Source organism: Pseudomonas sp. ANT_J28, from assembly GCF_008370005.1.
GTDB lineage: Bacteria > Pseudomonadota > Gammaproteobacteria > Pseudomonadales > Pseudomonadaceae > Aquipseudomonas > Aquipseudomonas frigoris.
The window spans coordinates 41,324-57,703 of record NZ_VOBM01000007.1 but is presented as its reverse complement, the minus strand read 5'-3'; the positions used below and the strand labels follow the sequence as shown (position 1 = coordinate 57,703).

Annotated in this window: 18 protein-coding genes; 10 read left to right on the top strand and 8 right to left on the bottom strand. The window is 58.8% G+C overall.

The genetic code is table 11. The features are described 5' to 3' along the window. Positions 1 to 75: 75 nt before the first annotated feature. The 3 genes from FQ187_RS06405 to FQ187_RS06395 form a co-directional block, all read right to left on the bottom strand. Positions 76 to 1,023, bottom strand: coding sequence for an ornithine cyclodeaminase family protein (locus FQ187_RS06405; RefSeq protein WP_149628838.1), 948 nt, complete (start codon positions 1,021 to 1,023; stop codon positions 76 to 78). Positions 1,024 to 1,149: 126 nt separating this feature from the next. Beyond that, on the bottom strand, positions 1,150 to 2,637 hold the full coding sequence (gene rhlB, locus FQ187_RS06400) for an ATP-dependent RNA helicase RhlB (protein ID WP_149628837.1): 1,488 nt from the start codon (positions 2,635 to 2,637) through the stop codon (positions 1,150 to 1,152). A 98-nt stretch (positions 2,638 to 2,735) separates the two neighbouring features. Next, complete coding sequence (locus FQ187_RS06395; RefSeq protein WP_149628836.1) at positions 2,736 to 3,392, bottom strand: alpha/beta hydrolase; 657 nt, start codon at positions 3,390 to 3,392, stop codon at positions 2,736 to 2,738. A 466-nt stretch (positions 3,393 to 3,858) separates the two neighbouring features. Here FQ187_RS06395 and FQ187_RS06390 point away from each other — a divergent pair, with 466 nt between their 5' ends. The 4 genes from FQ187_RS06390 (at position 3,859) to FQ187_RS06375 (ending at position 8,017) form a co-directional block, all read left to right on the top strand. Continuing rightward, positions 3,859 to 4,887 (top strand): amino acid ABC transporter substrate-binding protein, encoded by a 1,029-nt coding sequence (locus tag FQ187_RS06390; RefSeq protein ID WP_123365710.1) that lies wholly within the window; start codon positions 3,859 to 3,861, stop codon positions 4,885 to 4,887. A 65-nt stretch (positions 4,888 to 4,952) separates the two neighbouring features. Then, positions 4,953 to 6,134, top strand: a complete 1,182-nt coding sequence (locus FQ187_RS06385; protein ID WP_149628835.1) for an amino acid ABC transporter permease — start codon at positions 4,953 to 4,955, stop codon at positions 6,132 to 6,134. 10 nt (positions 6,135 to 6,144) lie between these two features. Beyond that, a complete protein-coding gene (locus tag FQ187_RS06380; protein ID WP_149628834.1) occupies positions 6,145 to 7,242 on the top strand; it encodes an amino acid ABC transporter permease in 1,098 nt (365 codons plus the stop codon). Positions 7,243 to 7,252: 10 nt separating this feature from the next. Further along, positions 7,253 to 8,017 carry an amino acid ABC transporter ATP-binding protein gene (locus tag FQ187_RS06375; RefSeq protein WP_149628833.1) on the top strand — a complete coding sequence of 255 codons (765 nt, stop codon included), beginning with the start codon at positions 7,253 to 7,255 and terminating at the stop codon, positions 8,015 to 8,017. A gap of 64 nt (positions 8,018 to 8,081) precedes the next feature. Here FQ187_RS06375 and FQ187_RS06370 read toward each other — a convergent pair whose 3' ends face one another. After that, positions 8,082 to 8,570: a type II toxin-antitoxin system MqsA family antitoxin gene (locus FQ187_RS06370; protein WP_149628832.1), complete on the bottom strand. Its 489-nt coding sequence runs from the start codon at positions 8,568 to 8,570 to the stop codon at positions 8,082 to 8,084. Further along, positions 8,567 to 8,878 carry a type II toxin-antitoxin system MqsR family toxin gene (locus tag FQ187_RS06365; protein WP_149628831.1) on the bottom strand — a complete coding sequence of 104 codons (312 nt, stop codon included), beginning with the start codon at positions 8,876 to 8,878 and terminating at the stop codon, positions 8,567 to 8,569. The genes FQ187_RS06370 and FQ187_RS06365 overlap by 4 nt, the downstream gene beginning before the upstream one ends. Before the next feature lie 165 nt (positions 8,879 to 9,043). Between FQ187_RS06365 and FQ187_RS06360 the strand changes: the two genes are divergently transcribed. The 5 genes from FQ187_RS06360 to FQ187_RS06340 all read left to right on the top strand — a co-directional run bounded on the left by FQ187_RS06360 (position 9,044) and on the right by FQ187_RS06340 (position 12,972). After that, positions 9,044 to 9,703: a FadR/GntR family transcriptional regulator gene (locus FQ187_RS06360; RefSeq protein WP_149628830.1), complete on the top strand. Its 660-nt coding sequence runs from the start codon at positions 9,044 to 9,046 to the stop codon at positions 9,701 to 9,703. Continuing rightward, the gene (locus FQ187_RS06355) at positions 9,693 to 11,000 is read left to right on the top strand and encodes a CynX/NimT family MFS transporter (protein WP_149628829.1); all 1,308 of its coding nucleotides are present in this window, start codon (positions 9,693 to 9,695) and stop codon (positions 10,998 to 11,000) included. The genes FQ187_RS06360 and FQ187_RS06355 overlap by 11 nt, the downstream gene beginning before the upstream one ends. Before the next feature lie 113 nt (positions 11,001 to 11,113). Then, positions 11,114 to 11,584 carry a nuclear transport factor 2 family protein gene (locus tag FQ187_RS06350; RefSeq protein WP_149628828.1) on the top strand — a complete coding sequence of 157 codons (471 nt, stop codon included), beginning with the start codon at positions 11,114 to 11,116 and terminating at the stop codon, positions 11,582 to 11,584. A 40-nt stretch (positions 11,585 to 11,624) separates the two neighbouring features. After that, positions 11,625 to 11,945, top strand: a complete 321-nt coding sequence (locus FQ187_RS06345; RefSeq protein ID WP_149628827.1) for a GIY-YIG nuclease family protein — start codon at positions 11,625 to 11,627, stop codon at positions 11,943 to 11,945. 88 nt (positions 11,946 to 12,033) lie between these two features. Then, positions 12,034 to 12,972, top strand: a complete 939-nt coding sequence (locus FQ187_RS06340; protein WP_149628826.1) for a glutathione S-transferase family protein — start codon at positions 12,034 to 12,036, stop codon at positions 12,970 to 12,972. A gap of 105 nt (positions 12,973 to 13,077) precedes the next feature. Here the strand turns inward: FQ187_RS06340 and FQ187_RS06330 are convergent, their stop codons facing one another. After that, complete coding sequence (locus FQ187_RS06330; RefSeq protein WP_149628825.1) at positions 13,078 to 13,428, bottom strand: glutaredoxin family protein; 351 nt, start codon at positions 13,426 to 13,428, stop codon at positions 13,078 to 13,080. Next, positions 13,428 to 14,432: a nucleoid-associated protein YejK gene (gene yejK / locus FQ187_RS06325; RefSeq protein ID WP_008147593.1), complete on the bottom strand. Its 1,005-nt coding sequence runs from the start codon at positions 14,430 to 14,432 to the stop codon at positions 13,428 to 13,430. Before yejK ends, FQ187_RS06330 begins: the two co-directional genes overlap by 1 nt. A gap of 396 nt (positions 14,433 to 14,828) precedes the next feature. Between yejK and FQ187_RS06320 the strand changes: the two genes are divergently transcribed. Further along, complete coding sequence (locus tag FQ187_RS06320) at positions 14,829 to 15,110, top strand: HU family DNA-binding protein (protein WP_007905514.1); 282 nt, start codon at positions 14,829 to 14,831, stop codon at positions 15,108 to 15,110. Between the two features lie 102 nt (positions 15,111 to 15,212). Here the strand turns inward: FQ187_RS06320 and rlmF are convergent, their stop codons facing one another. Continuing rightward, complete coding sequence (gene rlmF / locus FQ187_RS06315) at positions 15,213 to 16,235, bottom strand: 23S rRNA (adenine(1618)-N(6))-methyltransferase RlmF (protein WP_056743581.1); 1,023 nt, start codon at positions 16,233 to 16,235, stop codon at positions 15,213 to 15,215. Positions 16,236 to 16,380 lie beyond the last annotated feature (145 nt).

Sequence of the window (16,380 nt, the reverse complement as noted above, 5' to 3'; positions counted from 1 at the left end):
GGTGTGTCAGTCGACGTCGTCGGTGAATGTCAGACCGCATTCGCGAGCAAGCCCGCTCCCACAGGGTTCGTGGTGTCAGGGCTGCAAGCGGTAAAGGGCATTGGCCAGTGCGATGTCTTCCAGGCCCAGGCCAATGGAGCGGAAGAACACATGGCGGTCGTAGTCGGGGCGCTGGACTTTTTCGCTGAGCAGATCGGGCAGGTCGCCGATGATCGCGTTTTTGTCCCAGCCATGTTGTTCACCGGCAATCAGCATCTCGCCGGCCGAGCCCGGGGTGGTCAGACGATAGTCGCAGAACACTTGCATGTCATTGAGGCTCTGCGGCGGCACTTCGTGGGCACGTGGTGCGTTGGTGCTGATGGAGGTGATCAGCGCCGGTTTGCTCAAGCTTGACGGGTCGATCACCGGGCCTTCGGACGAGGTGCAGAGCATGATCACGTCGGCGTCTTGAACCGCTGCTTCACGACTGTCGACGATGGTCAGCCGAGGATCGAGGCTTTTGAGCTGCGCCAATACGTCGGGATTCTTGTCGCTCAGGCTCGGCGAGTAGAGGCTGATACTCTGCCAGTCGCGTAGACCTTTGACGTAATGCAGGTGCGCCTGGGCGATCTTGCCGCTGCCGATGATCGCCAGGCGTTCGGCCTTGAGCGGGGCGAGGGCGTCGACCGCCACGGCTGTGGTTGCAGCCGTGCGCGCCGTGGTCAGTTCACCGGCATCACAGAGCAGCAACGGCTGGCCGGTCTGCATCGACATCAGCAGCGTCCAGGCGGTCACCAGCGGGCCTTGTTCGCGCACGATGTACGGCGAGGTCTTGACCCCGTAAACGCCGTCTTCGGCCAGCACGCCCAGGTAGTTGATAAAATCACCAGCGCCCTGTGGGAATTCCACCAGTTGTTGCGCCGGTTGCACGGCTTGCCCGGCGGCCAGGTCGCGGAACAGTTTGCGCAGGATCTGCGGCACGTCGACCTGCGCCAGCAGCTCGCGGGCCTGAGGTTGGGTGATCACGTAAGGCGTACTGGACATGGTCGGCTCCGGGAGTGGGAAGTAAACTAATTTGTCTATTATGGACTTTTAGTTGTCTTGAGCAATCTCCGGACGAAAAAAAAGCGCAGTCCGTTTCCGGCTGCGCCTCTTTTAGTGCGACCCGCGTTACGGGCGCTTGCGCTCAACCGCCCGCAGCAGATGCGTCGGTGGCGTTTCGCAACTGATCTTGCGACCCAGCAGCGCCTCGATGGACGGTAGCTGGTAGGAATCGTCTTCACCGGCAAAACTGATGGACACGCCATCGGCGCCGGCACGACCGGTACGACCGATGCGATGCACGTAGTCGTCCGGGACTTCCGGCAGGGTGAAGTTGATCACGTGGCTGATGCCGTCGATGTGGATGCCGCGACCGGCCACATCGGTGGCGACCAGGACGCGGATCTTGCCTTCGCGGAAACCTTCCAGGGTCTTGATGCGCTTGTGCTGCGGCACGTCGCCGGACAGTTGCGCGGCGTTGACGCCGTCACGCACCAGACGTTCTTCGATGCGCCGCACTTCATCCTTGCGGTTGGCGAACACCATCACCCGCTCCCAACCGTTGTCGTTGACCAGGTTGTAGAGCAGTTTGTATTTGTCGGCACCGGCGACGGCGTAGATGTGTTGCTCGACGTTTTCACTGGCCACGTTCTGCGACTCGATCTCGACGATCGACGGGTCGGTGGTCCATTGCTTGGCCAGGTTCATCACGTCTTCGGTGAAGGTCGCGGAGAACAGCAGCGTCTGGCGCTCGTTTTTCGGCGGGGTCTGGCGAATGATCTGACGCACTTGTGGGATGAAACCCATGTCGAGCATTCGGTCGGCTTCGTCCAGGACCATGACTTCGACCATGTCCAGGTGCACGTCGCCGCGCTGGTTGAAGTCCAGCAGACGACCCGGGGTGGCCACGAGGATGTCGCAATGACGAGCTTCGAGGTTTTTGAGCTGCTTGTCGAAGTCCATGCCGCCGACAAACGTCATGACGTTGAGGCCGGTGTATTTGGTCAGGTCGGCTGCGTCCTTGGCGATCTGCACCACCAGTTCACGGGTCGGTGCAATGATCAGCGCCCGTGGCTCGCCCATGTAACGCTCTTTCGGCGGCGGGGTTTCCAGCAACTGAGTGATGATCGAAATCAGGAACGCTGCGGTTTTGCCGGTGCCGGTCTGGGCGCGGCCAATGGCATCTTTGCCGGCCAGGGTGAAGCCGAGGACTTGTGCCTGGATCGGCGTGCAATACGGGAAGCCCAGGTCCTGGATGGCGTGCATCAGTTCGGGGGCGAGTTTGAAATCGTGGAAACGGGTTTTGCCTTCCTGGGGTTCGACGGCGAAATCTTCGAGTTTCCAGGGGATAACCGGTGCTTTTGGCTTCGGTTCGCGACGCGGTCGGGCAGGTTTTGCAGCTTCGCTGTGCGGTTCTTCAGAGGCTTGAGCCTCAACGGGTTGGACGGCCGGTGTGGTCATCGGCTCGTGCTTCGGTACCGCTACGGTTGCGGTCCGGCCAGACTGATTACCGTCGGTGCGGTGGCTGGGATGGTGAGACGGAGCGCTGGAGACTGGCGCGAGCTGCTCAGTCTCGCTTTTACCGAACATTTTCTTGAGTGCTTTGAGCACGGTCATCTCATCAATTGGTTAAGGAATATACGCCGGCCAGTGTAATGCAAGAATCGGGCGCGGCGTAGTGGGATGGATCAATGGGCTGCTTTTCACATAAACAGTTAACGCAAGCGCTCGGCGAGCCAGACACCAATGTCGCGAATTTCCTCGGGTAACACTTCGTGGCCCATTGGGTATTCCTGCCATGTCACGGTGACACCATGCTGCTTTAAATACTCGTAGGCGGTTCGGCCCATGGAGTTTTGAACGACGTCATCGTACTGGCCGTGTAAAGACAGAACGGGAATGCGCTGCTGGCTGGCGGAAAGCTCCAGTTCATCGCTGAAGGTCGGGGCATAGGTCGAGAGGGCAAGTACGCCACCCAACGGCCCCTGCCATTTCAGAAACGCGGTGTGTAACGCCACCGCGCCACCTTGGGAAAAACCTGCCAGAAATATCCGCGAGGCGTCTATTCCGCTGGCGCGCTGCACGTCGATCAATTTAATGATCCTGTCTGCTGACTCTTCCAGCTGCTCGCGGTTGATCGCGCGCGCGGGGCTCATGGCCAATATGTCGTACCAACTTGGCATCTCGTAACCACCATTGATGGTGACGGCGCAGGTCGGTGCCTGAGGGAGAACGAAGCGGGTGGTCAGCAGGCTTTCCTGCAACGCCTCGGCCACCGGCAAGAAGTCGTAGCGATCGGCGCCCAGGCCGTGCAGCCAGATAACGCAGGCGTCTGCGGGCTTGACGGGTTGAAGAATCAAGGGCTCGGTCATGGTTGCTCCAATGTTGTGCAGACGCTCTCATTGGGTGCGAGACCCGAGTGCACGCCTGGTTGATCAGTTAATAAGATGTCGCAAGGCTGCAAGTTTTGCTATTGACCTGGCGCTAAATCGCTTCAGTGAGCGGTCTGGTACGGGCTTTGCTATGGGGGAATGGTGCAACCCATCTCGCCCCTTGCGGTAACACTATCAGTGTACCGCTGGCGGTGGGATAGCAAAGAATCCGGTGATGGATGTTCGCCAGTGGCCGCTACGGGCTTCGCGAACGTGAAAGGGCTACAGCCCGTTCGGCCGATTGGTGAGAAGTGAGTTGTCCATGATGTGGATTTTCTCCTACTAGACTCATAGCGCAGGTCTTACGTCGGTTGACCCCAAAAAAAGCCAATACGGGTCAACAACGCCTCATAAGGGTGCGACTGGACTCAGCTCCGACACAACAAGAGCAAAACTGGAGGTTTGAATGAAGATGTTGAAATCCACCCTGGCTATCGTGACTGCAGCCGCAGTACTCGGTGTCAGTGGGTTCGCTCAGGCGGGTGCAACCCTGGATGCAGTGCAGAAGAAAGGTTTCGTACAGTGCGGCGTAAGTGACGGTCTGCCGGGCTTCTCGGTTCCGGACTCGACTGGCAAGATCATCGGCATCGATGCTGACGTCTGCCGCGCTGTAGCCGCTGCCGTTTTCGGCGATGCGACCAAGGTCAAATTCAGCCAGTTGAACGCCAAAGAGCGTTTCACCGCGCTGCAGTCCGGCGAAATCGACGTGCTGTCGCGTAACACCACCTGGACCAGCTCCCGCGATTCGGGCATGGGTCTGGTGTTTGCTGGCGTGACGTACTACGACGGCATCGGCTTCCTGGTGAACAACAAGCTGGGCGTGAAGAGCGCGAAAGAGCTCGACGGCGCCACCATCTGCATTCAAGCCGGTACCACGACCGAGCTGAACGTTTCCGACTACTTCCGCGGCAACGGTCTGAAATACACCCCGATCACCTTCGACACCTCCGATGAAAGCGCCAAGTCGCTGGAATCCGGTCGTTGCGACGTGCTGACTTCCGACAAATCCCAGCTCTACGCACAACGCAGCAAGCTGGCGACCCCGACCGACTACGTCGTTCTGCCGGAAACCATCTCCAAGGAGCCTCTGGGCCCGGTCGTGCGTAAAGGCGACGAAGAGTGGTTCAGCATCGTCAAGTGGACCCTGTTCGCGATGCTCAACGCTGAAGAAATGGGTATCACCCAGAAAAACGTTGAAGCTGAAGCCAAAGCCACCAAGAACCCGGACGTTGCTCGTCTGCTGGGCGCTGACGGTGAATACGGCAAAGACCTGAAAGTGAAGAAAGACTGGGTCGTGCAGATCGTCAAGCAAGTAGGTAACTACGGTGAAGTGTTCGAGAAAAACCTCGGCAAGGGCACTCCACTGGCCATCGACCGCGGGCTGAACGCTCTGTGGAACAACGGCGGCATTCAATACGCACCACCAGTGCGCTGATGGTTCTATCACCCGGTGGGCCAACCACCGGGTGATGTTCTGTTCCATTATTTGCGGGGCACTTCATGCAAAATTCAATCGGCGCACCAAAGCAGAGGCTCAGCCTCAGCGATCCAAAAGTGCGTGCGTGGCTATTTCAGATCATCACCATTGTGGCGGTGGTCTCGATGGGCTGGTATCTGTTCGACAACACGCAGACCAACCTTCAACACCGGGGCATTACCTCCGGCTTCAGCTTTCTGGAGCGCAGTGCCGGTTTCGGCATCGCTCAACACCTGATCGACTACACCGAATCGGACACGTATGCCCGGGTGTTTGTCATCGGCCTGCTCAACACCCTGCTGGTGACCTTCATCGGCGTGATCCTGGCGACGATCCTCGGGTTCATCGTTGGTGTGTCACGGCTGTCGAAGAACTGGATCATCAGCAAGCTGGCGACTGTTTATGTGGAAGTCTTCCGCAACATTCCGCCGCTGCTGCAAATCCTGTTCTGGTACTTCGCGGTGTTCCTGACCATGCCGGGGCCACGCAACAGCCATAACTTCGGCGACACCTTCTTTGTCAGCAGTCGCGGCCTGAACATGCCGGCCGCGTTGACGGCGGATGGTTTCTGGCCGTTTGTGGTCAGCGTCGTCGTGGCCATTGTCGCCATCGTGCTGATGAGCCGCTGGGCCACTAAACGCTTCGAAGCGACCGGCGTACCGTTCCACAAGTTCTGGGTGGGTCTGGCGCTGTTCCTGGTCATCCCTGCGCTGTGCGCCTTGATCTTCGGCGCGCCACTGCACTGGGAAATGCCGAAGCTGCAAGGCTTCAACTTCGTCGGTGGCTGGGTGCTGATCCCGGAACTGCTGGCGCTGACACTGGCCCTGACGGTGTACACCGCGGCGTTTATCGCCGAGATCGTGCGTTCGGGCATCAAGTCGGTCAGCCACGGCCAGACGGAAGCGGCGCACTCGTTGGGGTTGCGCAACGGTCCGACCCTGCGCAAGGTAATCATCCCGCAGGCCCTGCGCGTGATCATTCCACCGCTGACCAGCCAATACCTGAACCTGGCGAAGAACTCCTCGCTGGCGGCCGGTATCGGTTATCCGGAAATGGTCTCGTTGTTTGCCGGTACGGTGCTGAACCAGACCGGGCAGGCGATCGAGGTGATTGCCATCACCATGAGCGTGTACCTGGCGATCAGTATCAGCATTTCCCTGCTGATGAACTGGTACAACAAGCGCATTGCGCTGATCGAGCGGTAAGGAAAAGCGCATGAGTACTCATACTTTCAAGCCTGACATGCCACCACCGAGCAGCAGCATCGGTGTGATCGCATGGATGCGCGCGAACATGTTCTCCAGCTGGCTCAATACCCTGCTGACCCTGTTCGCGTTCTACCTGATTTACCTGGTGGTGCCGCCGATCCTGCATTGGGCGATTCTGGACGCCAATTGGGTCGGCACCACGCGCGCCGACTGTACGAAGGAGGGCGCCTGCTGGGTGTTCATCCAGCAGCGTTTCGGCCAGTTCATGTACGGCTACTACCCGCCGGAACTACGCTGGCGCGTGGACTTGACCGTGTGGCTGGCGGTCATCGGCATAGCGCCACTGTTCATCTCACGGTTTCACCGTAAAGCGGTGTATGGCCTGAGTTTTCTGGTGCTGTACCCGATCATTGCCTACTTCCTGTTACACGGCGGCGTCTTTGGTCTGACCAACGTCGCGACCAGTCAATGGGGCGGTCTGATGCTGACCCTGGTGATTGCCACTGTCGGTATTGCCGGTGCGTTGCCGCTGGGTATCGTCCTGGCGCTGGGCCGTCGTTCGAACATGCCGGCGATTCGTGTGGTCTGCGTGACCTTCATCGAATTCTGGCGCGGCGTGCCGTTGATCACGGTGCTGTTCATGTCCTCGGTGATGCTGCCGTTGTTCCTGCCTGAAGGCATGAACTTCGACAAACTGCTGCGGGCGCTGATTGGTGTGATCCTGTTCCAGTCGGCCTACGTGGCCGAAGTGGTGCGTGGCGGTCTGCAAGCGATTCCCAAAGGTCAGTACGAAGCGGCTGCAGCGATGGGCCTCGGTTACTGGCGCAGCATGGGCCTGGTGATTTTGCCGCAAGCCCTGAAGCTGGTGATCCCTGGCATCGTCAACACCTTCATTGCGCTGTTCAAGGACACAAGCCTGGTGATCATCATCGGCCTGTTCGACCTGCTCAACAGTGTCAAACAAGCCGCCGCCGACCCGAAATGGTTGGGCATGGCCACTGAAGGCTATGTGTTCGCGGCCCTGGTGTTCTGGATTTTCTGTTTTGGTATGTCGCGCTATTCCATGCATCTGGAACGCAAGCTCGACACTGGCCACAAGCGTTAGGAGTTCTCTGATGAGCGAAGCAATCAAAAAGCCTGTGAGCCCTGAAGGCATTATTCAGATGCAGGGCGTGAACAAGTGGTACGGCCAGTTCCACGTGTTGAAAGACATCAACCTGAACGTCAAACAGGGCGAGCGTATCGTCCTGTGCGGCCCGTCGGGTTCCGGCAAATCCACCACCATTCGTTGCCTCAACCGTCTGGAAGAACACCAGCAGGGGCGGATCGTGGTCGATGGCGTAGAGCTGACCAACGACCTCAAGCAGATCGAATCGGTTCGCCGTGAAGTCGGCATGGTGTTCCAGCACTTCAACCTGTTTCCGCACCTGACCATCCTGCAGAACTGCACCCTGGCACCGATGTGGGTACGCAAGATGCCCAAGCGCCAGGCCGAAGAAATCGCCATGCATTACCTGGAGCGCGTACGCATTCCGGAGCAGGCGCATAAATTCCCGGGGCAACTGTCCGGCGGTCAGCAACAGCGTGTGGCGATTGCCCGTGCCCTGTGCATGAAACCGAAAATCATGTTGTTCGACGAACCGACCTCGGCACTCGACCCAGAGATGGTGAAAGAAGTTTTGGACACCATGATCGGCTTGGCTGAAGACGGCATGACCATGCTCTGCGTGACCCACGAAATGGGCTTCGCCCGCACCGTGGCCAACCGTGTGATCTTCATGGACAAGGGCGAAATTGTCGAACAGGCCGCGCCAAACGACTTCTTCGATAATCCGCAGAATGAGCGTACCAAGCTGTTCTTGAGCCAGATTTTGCATTGATCCTGCGCAGGCGTTGAAATGAGCCCGGACTTGATCCGGGTTTATTTTTGTCTGGGGTTTGAGGTCAGGAGGTTAATGCCGCTTCCAGTTCCGGATGGCGGGCGGCCAATAGTTGTTTGAGGGCGGCACCTTCGTTCAATACCTGAATTTCCGCCAGTAAATAGGGATGACGATCCAACAGCTGCATCAGTGTGAGTAACGGTTTGGGCGCAGGCCGCTCTCCACGCTCATACCGCGAAAAGGCATTGTTCCCACCGCCGGACAGCAACTTCACTGCGTTTTTTTGCGTGAGGTGGAGTTTGCGGCGGATACGCTTGATCTCCGAGCCGATCAGTTGCAGGCAGTCCTGAAGCAATTGATCGCTGGCATCTGCATAACGCTCGGCGCTGTCGGTGTCATGATCGAATTCGATTTCACCGCAAACTCTGCATTCCCAACCCGCAAGCTCGTCAACAAGTCGCGACATCTGTTTGTAATTGACTGAGAGTGTGCGGCCTTCGAAGTGCCCCATCCCATCGTGTGTGCCGCAGTTGACGCATTGCTGCGTTCTCATAGGTCTTTCTCCTTGAAGGAGACTACTGGATGTCCACCGCCGGGGCGGTAAGACACTTTTATGTAAATCTCCAATCCGTGAAATGTTGTGTGATAAACGTCCTGCCAAACCCGGTGGTCGACATAGGTGGTCATGGATTTGAAAAGCATTCGGCGTTCCAGTGCACAGATCACCTCGATCATTTGCCGGACGTTGAAACCCATGTAGCTGCCCGATTCCACAGCCCGTCGGGTGAATGCCTTTCTACCCAGCCTGACCACCTCAGCCTTGGTCACCGCCAAGTCGTAATGGGGTGTGCTCTTTTCCATAAGAAACCAAAACCCTGCCCCTGAAATTACCCTTAAAGGGTAATTTTGACTAATCGAAAATCCCGCTTCATTCCCTCTCTCTGACCGTAGGCGGTTGCCGTCCTACTTGAAGCTGACTAACATGTCAGAAAATTCATCCTATGATTGGATGAAAGGGCGAATCCTATGTCAGACATTTCTCCGCTAGTTAAACGGTCCCTGGTCGACCAGGCACTGGACCAGCTACGCCTGCGCATCACCGAAGGCGTCTGGACGGTCGGCCAGCGTTTACCGACCGAACCTGAGCTGTCCGCCGAGCTGGGCATCAGCCGCAATACCGTGCGTGAAGCCATGCGCGTATTGGCGTTTTCCGGGTTGATCGAAATCCGTCAAGGCGACGGCAGCTATTTGCGGGCGGTGGTCGATCCGCTCGACACCATGAAGGCGTTGTCCCGCTGCTCCCACGAGCAGGCCCGGGAGACTCGGCACATTCTGGAAGTCGAGGCCATCGGCCTGGCGGCATTGCGTCGTACCGACGAAGACCTGGTGGCATTGCGTGAGGCGTTGGGCGTCAGTGGCAGTCACTACCACGGCGATCTCGTCACGTATATCGCCTGCGATCTGGTGTTCCACCGCCGCTTGGTTGACGCCGCACACAACCCGACCCTCAGTGAGTTGTACCGCTATTTTTCCAGCGTCATCGGGGCGCAGTTGCGCGAGACCCTGAACATTTCCCCTCGACGCCAAGAGGTGTTCGACCTCCATATCGAACTGCTTGATGCCGTCGAGCAACGCGACCCGGAACGGGCCAAAGCCCTGTCGAGGCAGTTGATCAATGAACCTTGAAACCGAGAATTCCATGTCCAGCAGCAACAGCAACATCACTCAGCCCAAGCGCACGGCGGAACTCGAAGAGCTGCTGATCGACGCGGAGGCGGATGACGAACAGGTCCAGCAAAGTCACCCGATCCTGCGGCGGCCGTGGCTGCTGTTGCTGGGCCTGATTCTGGTGGCGCTGAACCTGCGTCCGGCGCTGTCGAGCATGGCGCCGATGCTCAGCGAGGTGTCGAAAACCCTCGGTTTGTCGGCAGCCCAGGCCGGATTGCTGACGACATTGCCGGTGCTGTGCCTCGGCTTGTTTGCACCGCTGGCGCCCGTGCTGGCCCGACGTTTTGGCGCCGAGCGAGTGGTGCTGGGCATTCTCTTGATGTTGGCCGGCGGGATCATCCTGCGCAGTTCGCTCGGCGAGATCGGCCTGTTTGCCGGCAGCGTGCTGGCCGGCGCGAGCATCGGTGTGATCGGCGTTTTGTTGCCGGGCATCGTTAAGCGCGACTTCCCGAAACAGGCCGGGACCATGACCGGTGTCTACACCATGGCCCTGTGCCTGGGGGCGGCGATGGCCGCGGGCGCGACCGTGCCGTTGAGCGAGCATTTCGACAAGAGCTGGGCGTTGGGCCTCGGCTTCTGGGTGGTTCCGACATTGGTCGCGGCGATTTTCTGGTTGCCACAGGTCGGGCACAAACACGGCGCGCATAACGTCGCGTATCGGGTTCGCGGTCTGTTGCGTGATCCACTGGCCTGGCAAGTGACGCTCTACATGGGCCTGCAATCTTCTCTGGCCTACATTGTGTTCGGCTGGTTGCCGTCGATCCTGATCGGTCGCGGCCTGACGCCGACCCAGGCGGGTCTGGTGCTGTCAGGCTCGGTCATTGTTCAGTTGGCGAGTTCACTGGCGGCGCCATGGCTGGCGACGCGTGGCAAGGATCAGCGTCTGGCGATCGTCATCGTCATGCTGCTGACCCTTGGCGGTTTGTTCGGTTGTCTTTACGCACCGATCGAAGGCTTGTGGGGCTGGGCGATCCTGCTGGGTCTGGGGCAGGGCGGTACGTTCAGTCTGGCGTTGACCCTGATCGTGCTGCGTTCGCGGGACGCCCATGTCGCGGCGAACCTGTCGAGCATGGCCCAAGGCTTCGGTTACACCCTGGCGTCCATGGGGCCGTTCGCGGTCGGCATCGTGCATGACTGGACCGGTGGCTGGAACGCCTTGGGCTGGATTTTCGGCATCATCGGCCTTGGGGCGATCATCGCCGGCCTGGGCGCTGGCCGTTCGCTGTACGTCCAGGTCGAAAGCGAAAAGGTCTGACACCCGCGCACTGTCGGTATTCGGCTCACGAATGCCGATAGTGTTTCGCGCCTTTGTTGACTATCGTGCAGGCTATCTTTTGAAACCACTTTGCAAGCGCAGGGAGCCTGTCCATGAGTGATGCCCACAACGCATTGATCACCCAGTTCTACCAAGCCTTCCAGCGGCTGGATGCCGAGGCCATGAGCGCCTGCTATACCGACGACGTGGTGTTCAGTGATCCAGCGTTCGGCGAATTGCACGGCCGCGATGCAGGCGACATGTGGCGGATGCTCACCACTCGGGCCAAGGATTTTTCACTGACGTTCGATAACGTGCGCAGCGACGAGTGCACAGGCGGCGCCCATTGGGTGGCGACGTACCTGTTCAGCCAGACCGGCAACACCGTGGTCAACGACATTCAGGCACGTTTTGTTTTTCGCGACGGCAAGATCTGCGAGCATCACGACAGCTTCGATTTGTGGGCCTGGTCTCGACAGGCGCTGGGTTTCAAGGGGTTGTTGTTGGGCTGGACGCCGGCGGTGAGAAACGCCGTGCGCGCGCAAGCCTTGAAGGGGCTGAAGGCATTCCAGGCCAGTCGCTGATAAGATCGCGGCTTGTTTCCTTTCAAGCCTTGATCGCCACGTGAACACCGCCAGCGAATCTTCCGTCATTGCCGCCGAACCAACGCTGCCCGTCAGCAAACCCTGGTTCGTCTACCTCGTTCGCGCGGCCAATGGTTCGCTCTACTGCGGGATCAGCGATGATCCCGTACGTCGCTTCGCCACCCACCAGAGTGGCAAGGGCGCACGCTTTTTTCTCTCCAGCCCTGCCGTGGCATTGGTTTACACCGAAGCCTGCTGCGATAAAAGCGAAGCGCTGCGTCAGGAACGGCTGATCAAAAAACTCAAGAAAAGCGCCAAGGAATGCCTGGTGGCGAGTGCTGCTGCGGGCTTATCAATCTGACTGATATGTCCCCATCAGGCAGATCGGTGGGCTGCTCAGGGAATGCGCGGTAAGCTGCGGATTCCTTATCCGTGCGGCGGAGCCGAACATGTCTGAGTTGATTCTTCATCATTACCCGACGTCCCCTTTTTCCGAAAAGGCCCGCTTGCTGCTGGGCTTCAAGGGGCTGTCCTGGCGCTCGGTGAAGATCTCGCCGGTGATGCCAAAACCCGATCTGACCGCGCTGACCGGCGGCTACCGCAAGACGCCGGTGTTACAGATCGGCGCGGATATCTATTGCGACACGTCGCTGATCGCCCGTCGTCTGGAACAGGAAAAAGCCTTGCCGGCGTTCTTCCCGGAAGGTCAGGAAATGATCGCCGCCACGGTCGCCGCATGGGCGGATTCGGTGGTGTTCCAGCACGCGGTCAGCCTGGTGTTTCAACCGGAATCGATCGCTGTGCGCTTCGGCAATTTACCGCCGGAAGCGATCAAGGCGTTCATTGCCGATCGCGCGGAGTTGTTCAGTGGTGACAGCGCCACACGGCTGTCGGCAGAGCAGGCCCGGCATCAATGGCCAACCATCATGACGCGTCTGGAACAACAGCTTCAGCGCGAACAGGGCGACTTCCTGTTCGGTGAGCCATCGATTGCCGACTTTGCCCTGGCCCATCCGTTGTGGTTCCTCAAAGCCACGCCCGTCACTTCACCGTTGGTCGATGCTTATCCGGCGGTTTCGGCGTGGCTGGGGCGCGTGTTGGGCTTCGGTCATGGCGCATTCAGCGAGATGAGCTCCGAAGAGGCGCTGGAGGTTGCGCGCAATGCCACACCGGCCGCATTGCCGGATGAGCAGTTCGACGAACCGAATGGTTTTGAGGCTGGCCAGCAGGTGGTCATTGCCGCCATCGATTACGGCGTTGATCCGGTGGTGGGTGAGTTGCTGTTTGCAGACAGTGAAGAATTGATTCTGCGTCGTGAAGACGAGCGGGGCGGTGTGGTGCATGTGCACTTTCCGCGATTCGGGTTCCGCATCGAAAAGCGCCGATGAACCCCTGTGGGAGCGGGCTTGCTCGCGAAGAGGCCATTACATTCAACATTGATGTTGACTGACAGGCCGCTTTCGCGAGCAAGCCCGCTCCCACAGGGTTTGTGTTTATTTCAGTGCGGCCAGGATTTCATCCGGGTCATACCCGCGAATCAACGTCCCGTTCACATCGATGATCGGAATCCCGCCGCCACCCAGCGCCTCGTAGTCCTTGCGCGCCTCGGCATCCTTCTCGATATCGAACTCCTTGTACGGAATGCCCTTCTGATCGAGAAAGCGCCGAGTCAGTTTGCAGTAACCACACCATTCAGTGGCGTAGAGCACGACGTTGGCCTTGGCCTGAGTCTGCTCCGACACCACCTGCGCCGGATTGAACACCCGCTCGATCTTGCCCCAGTTCTGGTAGACCACGACCACCAGCAGGATCAGCAGGCATTTCTTCAGTACGCCGCCGAGCATCAGTTACGTCGCTTGAGCTGATCGGTGAGCTGGGTCGGCAGACCTTTGATGATCAGCGTGCCGGCTTCTTCGTCGTATTCGATCTTCGAGCCCAGCAGGTGCGCTTCGAAGCTGATGGACAGGCCTTCGGCGCGACCGGTGAAGCGGCGGAACTGATTGAGGGTACGTTTATCTGCCGGGATCTCCGGCGACAGGCCGTAGTCCTTGTTGCGGATGTGATCGTAAAAGGCTTTCGGGCGCTCTTCGTCGATCAGCTCCGAGAGTTCTTCCAGGCCCATGGGTTCGCCCAGTTTTGCCTGGCTGCTGGCGTAATCCACCAGGGTCTTGGTCTTCTCGCGGGCGGATTCTTCCGGCAGGTCTTCGCTTTCGACGAAGTCACTGAAGGCCTTGAGCAGGGTGCGGGTTTCGCCCGGGCCATCGACGCCTTCCTGGCAGCCGATGAAGTCTCGGAAATACTCCGAAACCTTTTTGCCGTTCTTGCCTTTGATGAACGAAATGTACTGCTTGGACTGCTTGTTGTTCTGCCACTCGGACACGTTGATCCGTGCCGCTAGGTGCAGTTGGCCCAGATCCAGGTGCCGGGACGGGGTCACGTCCAGCTGATCGGTCACTGCAACGCCTTCACTGTGGTGCAGCAGGGCGATCGCCAGGTAGTCGGTCATGCCTTGCTGATAATGCGCAAACAGCACGTGGCCGCCCACAGAGAGGTTCGACTCTTCCATCAGCTTTTGCAGGTGTTCCACCGCCACCCGGCTGAACGCTGTGAAATCCTTGCCGCCATCGAGGTATTCCTTCAGCCAGCCGCTGAACGGATGCGCCCCGGACTCGGCATGGAAGAACCCCCAGGCCTTGCCTTGTTTGGCGTTGTAGCTCTCGTTGAGGTCGGCAAGCATGTACTCGATGGCGCTCGACTCGGCCAGTTCGGAGTCGCGGGCGTGGAGAACTGCAGGTGTGCCGTCGGGTTTTTTGTCGATCAGGTGGACGATGCAATGGCGGATCGGCATGGGCTTCTCGGCTGATTGAAGAGAGGAGGGCGTGCTCCCCCGAAAAAGCGCCCAGTGTACCGCAACCACTGGTTTTGGCGCGGCACGAAGGGCAATTCGCAGGTGTCCAACGGCGCTTATGCTGTTTTTTACGGTTTTAGAGCAATAAAGCTGACCAAATGGGTAGCTAGAGGCGGATATTTCCCCGTCTCTGTGCTAGTTTTGCCCGGTCTTACGCGAAGTCACTGCGTTAAGCGTGCATTCAGCATTTGTCAGGTCGAACCAAACCCTGATTTCGGTATCTATAACCCCGACTCGTCGCGGTTATGGCCGAGGGTGCCAGATCCAGAAGATCGGGCTCGATGGCTGACACTGCACTCTGCAATCCATATGAATTTGATAGGGAAGGAACACTACATGGCTCTTACTAAAGACCAACTGATCGCCGACATCGCTGAAGCTATCGACGCGCCAAAAACCACCGCGCGTAACGCTCTGGACCAACTGGGCCAAATCGTTGCCGATCAGCTGGAAAACGGCGGCGAAATCACTCTGCCAGGTATCGGCAAACTGAAAGTGACTGAGCGTCCTGCCCGTACCGGCCGCAACCCTTCGACTGGCGCTGCCATCGAAATCGCTGCCAAGAAAGTTATCAAGCTGGTTGTGGCCAAAGGCCTGACCGACGCTGTTAACAAGTAAGACGCAGTAAAAAAAGCCGTGCTCCAGAGTGATCCGGGCACGGCTTTTTTGTGTCTGCGATTTAGCGACTGACCAAGGGCCAATCGCTGTCTCAGTGACTAATCAGCTCTTGCGAGCCCAACGTTCGCGCCAGACCTGCTGCTCGGATTTGGTCTGGAAGGTCCAGGCGACGAAGCGGCTTTGCTTCTGACCCTGAGACATTTCCACAACCTGGCTTTCCAGTACGCCGGCCTTTTTCAGCGCCGTCTGGATCGCCGGCAGGTTGGAGGCTTTCGAGACCAGGGTGCTGAACCAAAGCACTTTGTGTTGGAAATGCGCGCTCTCGGCGATCAGTTGCGTCACAAACCGTGCTTCACCACCTTCACACCACAGTTCGGCCGATTGACCGCCAAAGTTCAGCACAGGCAGCTTGCGTTTTGGATCGGCACGGCCCAGCGCTCGCCATTTACGCTCGCTGCCTTTGGTCGCTTCGTCCATCGAGGCGTGGAACGGCGGGTTGCACATGGTCAGGTCAAAGCGTTCGCCGGGTTCGAGCAGGCCCAGCAGAATGTGCTTGGGGTTGCTTTGCTGGCGTAACTGGATGGCTTTGTTCAGTCCGTTGGACTGCACGATGGCTTTGGCGGCGGCCACGGCCGTCGGGTCGATTTCCGAGCCGAGAAAGTGCCAGCGGTAGTCGCTGTAGCCGATCAACGGATAGACGCAGTTGGCGCCCATGCCGATATCCAGCACCTTGACCGGCGCGCCGCGCGGGATTTCACCGTCGTTGACGCTAGCCAGCAGGTCGGCCAGGAAGTGCACGTAATCGGCACGCCCCGGAACCGGTGGGCAGAGGTAGTCGGCCGGGATGTCCCAATGGGCGACGCCGTAGAACGACTTGAGCAGCGCACGGTTGAACACCCGCACTGCGTCCGGGCTGGCGAAGTCGATACTTTCCTTGCCGTACGGGTTGATGATCACGAACTTCGCCAGTTCCGGCGTGGTTTTGATCAGCGCCGGGAAGTCGTAACGACCCTGATGGCGGTTGCGCGGATGCAGGCTGGCCTTCTCGCGGGGCTCCACGGCTTTGGCCGGGGTCGCGGAATCAGGCTTTTTGCGCGCAGGTCTTGGTGTGCGGGGGGCGTTCATGGGTGTGGTCGATTCGGGTATGGCTAAAAGTGGCGGGTATTGTCCCACATCCGCTCCCTGATGACGCATATCCCCTGTAGGAGCTGCCGAAGGCTGCGATCTTTTGATCTTGTTTTTTTAAAGCAAAGTCAAAAGATCGCAGCCT

Coding starts and splice junctions, on each gene's coding strand:
- yejK (WP_008147593.1), bottom strand. CDS start 14,432: ATGCCGATCCGCCATTGCATCGTCCACCTGATCGACAAAAAACCCGAC.
- FQ187_RS06390 (WP_123365710.1), top strand. CDS start 3,859: ATGAAGATGTTGAAATCCACCCTGGCTATCGTGACTGCAGCCGCAGTA.
- FQ187_RS06380 (WP_149628834.1), top strand. CDS start 6,145: ATGAGTACTCATACTTTCAAGCCTGACATGCCACCACCGAGCAGCAGC.
- FQ187_RS06350 (WP_149628828.1), top strand. CDS start 11,114: ATGAGTGATGCCCACAACGCATTGATCACCCAGTTCTACCAAGCCTTC.
- FQ187_RS06355 (WP_149628829.1), top strand. CDS start 9,693: ATGAACCTTGAAACCGAGAATTCCATGTCCAGCAGCAACAGCAACATC.
- FQ187_RS06370 (WP_149628832.1), bottom strand. CDS start 8,570: ATGAGAACGCAGCAATGCGTCAACTGCGGCACACACGATGGGATGGGG.
- FQ187_RS06330 (WP_149628825.1), bottom strand. CDS start 13,428: ATGCTCGGCGGCGTACTGAAGAAATGCCTGCTGATCCTGCTGGTGGTC.
- rhlB (WP_149628837.1), bottom strand. CDS start 2,637: ATGACCGTGCTCAAAGCACTCAAGAAAATGTTCGGTAAAAGCGAGACT.
- FQ187_RS06405 (WP_149628838.1), bottom strand. CDS start 1,023: ATGTCCAGTACGCCTTACGTGATCACCCAACCTCAGGCCCGCGAGCTG.
- FQ187_RS06385 (WP_149628835.1), top strand. CDS start 4,953: ATGCAAAATTCAATCGGCGCACCAAAGCAGAGGCTCAGCCTCAGCGAT.
- FQ187_RS06340 (WP_149628826.1), top strand. CDS start 12,034: ATGTCTGAGTTGATTCTTCATCATTACCCGACGTCCCCTTTTTCCGAA.
- FQ187_RS06375 (WP_149628833.1), top strand. CDS start 7,253: ATGAGCGAAGCAATCAAAAAGCCTGTGAGCCCTGAAGGCATTATTCAG.
- FQ187_RS06360 (WP_149628830.1), top strand. CDS start 9,044: ATGTCAGACATTTCTCCGCTAGTTAAACGGTCCCTGGTCGACCAGGCA.
- FQ187_RS06395 (WP_149628836.1), bottom strand. CDS start 3,392: ATGACCGAGCCCTTGATTCTTCAACCCGTCAAGCCCGCAGACGCCTGC.
- FQ187_RS06365 (WP_149628831.1), bottom strand. CDS start 8,878: ATGGAAAAGAGCACACCCCATTACGACTTGGCGGTGACCAAGGCTGAG.
- rlmF (WP_056743581.1), bottom strand. CDS start 16,235: ATGAACGCCCCCCGCACACCAAGACCTGCGCGCAAAAAGCCTGATTCC.
- FQ187_RS06320 (WP_007905514.1), top strand. CDS start 14,829: ATGGCTCTTACTAAAGACCAACTGATCGCCGACATCGCTGAAGCTATC.